This is a genomic window from Microbulbifer okhotskensis (assembly GCF_023895975.1).
Lineage (GTDB): Bacteria > Pseudomonadota > Gammaproteobacteria > Pseudomonadales > Cellvibrionaceae > Microbulbifer > Microbulbifer okhotskensis.
This window is the reverse complement of the sequence record NZ_JALBWM010000584.1, coordinates 1-215: the sequence shown is the minus strand read 5'-3', so window position 1 is coordinate 215 and position 215 is coordinate 1. Positions and strand designations below refer to the sequence as shown.

Below are 215 nucleotides of genomic sequence, written 5' to 3'. Positions count from 1 at the left end.
GAGTTCCGGCAGCCTCCTAGTCCTTCGGCTGCGCTGCAAGGTAGCGCTCCACCGTATCCACTATTGCCTGGGTGTGCGGGTCGACTTCCAGATTGACGCGTTCACCCACCCGGGCGCTGCCAAAGCGTGTAACCGCCAGGGTTTCGGGAATCAGATAGACATTGAACTGGCCGTTCTGCACCTCCCCAATGGTGAGGCTGTAGCCATTGAGTGCC

1 pseudogene is annotated in these 215 nt (G+C 60.0%); it reads right to left on the bottom strand.

Annotated features, from left to right (window positions below):
• Window positions 1-16: 16 nt before the first annotated feature.
• A pseudogene (locus MO867_RS23355) lies at window positions 17-215 on the bottom strand (riboflavin synthase); the annotation flags it as partial.